General features: G+C 65.8%; 3 protein-coding genes and 3 pseudogenes. 3 read left to right on the top strand and 3 right to left on the bottom strand.

All coding sequences use genetic code 11. The features are described 5' to 3' along the window. A pseudogene (locus PSH03_RS22780) lies at nucleotides 1-213 on the top strand (IS5 family transposase); the annotation flags it as partial. Between the two features lie 20 nt (nucleotides 214-233). Here the strand turns inward: PSH03_RS22780 and PSH03_RS22775 are convergent. Continuing rightward, the gene (locus PSH03_RS22775) at nucleotides 234-653 is read right to left on the bottom strand and encodes a hypothetical protein (protein ID WP_210787559.1); all 420 of its coding nucleotides are present in this window, start codon (nucleotides 651-653) and stop codon (nucleotides 234-236) included. A gap of 3 nt (nucleotides 654-656) precedes the next feature. On the opposite strand from PSH03_RS22775, the pseudogene PSH03_RS22770 reads away from it, so the two are divergent. Then, nucleotides 657-793: pseudogene (locus PSH03_RS22770) on the top strand (IS5 family transposase); the annotation flags it as partial. Nucleotides 794-977: 184 nt separating this feature from the next. On the opposite strand, the gene PSH03_RS22765 reads toward PSH03_RS22770, so the two are convergent. Continuing rightward, entirely contained in the window at nucleotides 978-1,883 is a 906-nt protein-coding gene (locus tag PSH03_RS22765; protein WP_210787560.1) for a trypsin-like serine protease, read from the bottom strand. A gap of 125 nt (nucleotides 1,884-2,008) precedes the next feature. Then, nucleotides 2,009-3,526 carry a hypothetical protein gene (locus PSH03_RS22760; RefSeq protein ID WP_210787561.1) on the bottom strand — a complete coding sequence of 506 codons (1,518 nt, stop codon included), beginning with the start codon at nucleotides 3,524-3,526 and terminating at the stop codon, nucleotides 2,009-2,011. 334 nt (nucleotides 3,527-3,860) lie between these two features. Between PSH03_RS22760 and PSH03_RS22755 the strand changes: the two are divergent. Continuing rightward, nucleotides 3,861-4,055 (top strand): annotated as a pseudogene (locus PSH03_RS22755) (IS256 family transposase); the annotation flags it as partial. Between the last annotated feature and the right edge of the window lie 117 nt (nucleotides 4,056-4,172).

Genomic DNA, 4,172 nt, shown 5'->3' with positions numbered 1-4,172 from the left:
GCGAGGCCGACCAGGACGCCCACCGCAAAGCCAAAGGCAGCCGCGGTGGACGCCCGCCCAAGTTCGACCCAAACCTCTAACCGGATGCGACACGCCGTCGAGAACGGCATCAAAAGGCTCAAGCGCCACCGCGGCGTAGCCACCCGCTACGACAAGCTGGCCGTCCGGTTCCAGGCCATCCTCACCATCACCATCATCTGCGAATGGCTCTGACCCAGCTTATGAAACACGCCTTAGCTGAAGAGTCCGCGGACGCGATCCGACGGTGGAGCACCTCCCCACCGCTCGGCCCGCAGGCGGCGGTACTTCTCGGCCAATGCGGTCGCCTCGGCCGCCTGCCCACGCAACGTCTCCACCCACGAATACGACCCGGCGGCGACTAGCAGATGGTCCCAGATCAGGCCGAGGGCGAAGGCGTGCCGACCCAGCACCCCCTCGTGCCGCAGCGTGAAGCCGTCGGGGCCGGACGTCAGCCGTACGGTACTCGACTCGTCTTCCGGCAGCGTGTCCAGCGGATCAGGGAAGATCGGCTCGTCGGCGGCGGCCCATGACCACCTGAGAGTCTCGCCGTCGACCCGCTCCAGCCGGACCTCAAGGTCACCGGCGGGCAGCTCCCCTGCGGCGAGCTGACGCAACGGAGGTACTCCGACCATTCGCCGACCTTCGACGCCCACATCTACAGTAGCGTCACGCCGTCGAGTGCGGCATCAACCGGCTCAAACGCCATCGAGCCACGGCCACCAGGTTCGACAAGCTCGCCGTGCGCAAGCAGGCGAGGCTCGCGCAAGCCTAGCTATGGTGGTGACCTCTTCGGCGGATCCGAAGAGGTCACCACCATAGGGGACTGCGTCCGTCCGTCGTCATGCATCGCTGACGGGATCCGCGCCGACCGAGGGTTACAGCAAGCTGCCAGCTTTCGGCGATGCCGGCCAAGGGTCGCTCGCACGAACGAGGATCGAACTTTCGGACGTCCCGGGCTAGAGGCGCGTGGCCGATACCGGCGTGAGGTTGATCGGAACCGCGGGCCCGGAGCGTTCGGTCACGACAAGAGGCTGGGCGGTCGACGCCGAGGCACTGGCGCCCTTTGCAGCAAACACCGGCAGCCAGGCTCCGAACCGATTGAGAACGTTCTGGATGGGATTGAAACACATCCTTCCGTTTTCGTTCAGTACAGCGACCACGATTCCGATCGCCATGACGCCGTTGGCGTCCATCCGCCAGACCGGTCCCCCGCTGTCACCGCGAGCCGCGGGGACGGTCGAGCACAGCAGATAGTCAAGTGTGTCGGCAATGCCGTCGCCGTTCTCGTCGTAACCGACGTGCTGCCAGTTCGTCACGGAGCCTTCGGTCCAACCAGTTGTCCGGCCCATTTTTCCGATGACGAAGCCCGGGGTTAGGGCGCTATTGTTGTAGTAGCCCATCACCCGTCCGTTGCCCGGTGACCTGCCTGTCAGCGGGTCGACGACGATCTGCTGGGCGTCGTTTCCTGCGTCGAGCTTGACCAATGCTCCATCGAAACTGTTGTCGCGGTAGTCGCCGATGTTGTCGTTCCTTATCGCGTATCCGAAGCGGGTGTCCGTGCCGTAGACGACGCGTTGCGCTGCCGGCGGCAGACCGGAAGTGCCGAAACAGTGCCCGGCGGTAGTGATGAACATGCCGGACGTGCCTCGAACGGCGTAGCCGCCGGTGCAGTAGTCATCTGGGTTGTTTGGAAATCCGAAGAACATCGGGTGTCCCGGCTTGAACATGTAACCGGCCGCGACCGCCGGTGACGCCGTCGAGGCCAGGAGTAGTGCCACGACCGCAATGGACGAAGCGATGAGTCGTCGTAACAAGCGAACCTCCAGATGATGGAACGACGTGGTGATCGGTTTCAGGGCCAAGGCGGCCCCGCCCTCCGCCCAGGAGATGCGGAGAATCCTTTGTTCCAGCTATCCCTCACGGCTAACGGCTGTCAGCCGGTATGACGTAGGCCGCGGTGTGGGCGCTTGCCTGGTTGAAGGGTCTGCTAGGCCGTCAGCGCCGTGGTGATCGCTCTGATGAGGATCTGCTCTGCTCCGTCGGGAGATGCAGCTGTCGGTTTTCCTCTGAGGTGCCCCAACCAGCCGTAGACGGTCATCGAGCCGCCGGCGATGCCCGGGAAGTCGGTGTCGATCCCGCCGGCGTACGTCGCGGGCCTGCGCAGCAGTTCGTCGCTGGGCAGGTACGCGGGTACCTCGTTCGCGTAGCCGGCGAACAGCAGCTGGCTCGACGTGCCGTATCGCGCCCGGAAGTAGACGGCGTATCCGGACACGATCTCGCCGCCGGCCAGCAGCAGCCGAAGGTCCGGGCTGCCGGCGAACCTCCAGGACTGCAGGGGCACCGGAATCGACGTCGCGAACGTGCCGGCGTCGATTTGGGCGATCATCTGCTGCGCGTGCCGCCGGTAGTAACCCGGCAGGGAAAGGTTGTTGGACCGCACGGCGTAGGCCGCGGACACGTCCCGAAGATTGCCCGCGGTCAGCGTCACATCCAGCGGCAGGCTCACCTCCCGGTAGTGGGTTGTCGTCGGACCGGCGACCGGCCGTCCCGGCCGCAGCAGCGCCGTCGTGACGGCCTGCGCGAGCTCGGCGCCCCGCAGGCTCCGCTGGGCCCAACCCCGCGCGCCGTCAGGGTTCTGGTCGCCGGCCGGCCCGAGAAGGAACTGGGCGAAGGCCCCGGTCGTCTGCTCGATCCGGGTGACCGCGTCCCCCGGGTAGTCCGGGTCGAACATGGTCTGCGACCCCGCCACCACCGGATGGCACCCGTAGCTGAACAGCACGGCCAGCGGCTCACCACCCGGCGTACGGGCCGTCAGGACAGGTACGTCCGACTCGACGTACGGCAGATTTTCCCGGTTTTTCGAGAAGTGCTGGTCGACAACCTGGTAGTCGAGGGTGCACGCCGTTCGTGGGCCCTCAAGTGTGTCCCGGACCAGCTGCACGATCTTCGTGACCAACTGGTCGCCGTAGGCACGCACCTGTGCCTGCAGAGTGGAATTCATCCCGTACGAGATGAACGGGTCCAGTTTGTCGGGGAGCACTGGACCGTTGTGTGTGTGCGTGGCCGTCAGGGCGAAGTTCTCCGACGCCAGCCCGAGATCGACCACCTGGCTGCGGATCGACCGGTGCAGGCCACGTGCGAAGCCGAGAACATCGGCGGTGACGATGACGCGGGGCACGCCCTCGTGCCACAGGATTGTGCACCGCGCGAACAGCGGGGCGGCGGTCCCGGACGCCTGGCGGGGCACATCGACGCCGTAACCGGCCAGGTACGTGTCCGCCGCCGGAGTGATCTCCACCTTTCCGACGGACAGCTCGGTGCCCGCCGCCCCCAGTGCGGAGCTGCCGAGGAGGCCCTGACCTACCAGTGACGCGGCGACGATGGACCCACCGGTGAGCAGGCGGCGACGACCAACGGTCAGTTGCCGATCATCCGGTCTGTCGCCCTCGGCCGCCTGCGCCCGAGATTCCGATGTGGTGGCAGCCCTGACTCTGGACATGGTCATCCGGCAACGATCTCCCCCGTGAGACGCCGACGCGCGACCGCCGCCTCGCATCAGCAATGGATGTGCGAGCGACGGCCATCAGTATCAAGTTGAGAGCGATCATGGCGCACGCCAGGACCGCGGTCAATGGCCGCGTGCCATCTGCATCCCGCAGACGGTTCGCTCAAGGTGCGCGCGGACCGTGTTGGCAGGGCGACACGACCGATTGCCTCACCGATGACGATGCTGAACACCTACGGCTCGAAGTGGACCACTGTGTTAGCCCGGAGTCTGTGGATCTAAGGGTGTCTCCGGTCAGACCTGCCGGGGCGTTGTGCCTGGTGAGGGTGCCGTGATGACCGTGACGCTGAACGATCAGACTGGACGCAAGAAGCGGCCCGAGCCGTCGGCTAAGGCGAAAGCCGCGGCCGAGTTGGTCCGGGCCGCGAAGGAGCAGGGCCTGTCGTTGACGGGTCCGGACGGGCTGCTGAAGCAGTTGACCAAGCCGGTCTTGGAGACCGCGTTGAACGAGGAGATGACCGAGCACCTTAGCTAGGAAAAACACGACCAGGTCGGCGCCGGGTCAGGTAACAACATCCGCATCGGCGTTCCGCAGACGTGGGCGGGCACGTGAGTTACCTAAGACGTGTTTCATAAGCTGGGTCAG

This window comes from Micromonospora salmantinae (assembly GCF_022230905.1).
Lineage (GTDB): Bacteria > Actinomycetota > Actinomycetes > Mycobacteriales > Micromonosporaceae > Micromonospora > Micromonospora salmantinae.
This window is presented reverse-complemented; position numbering and strand designations above follow the sequence as displayed.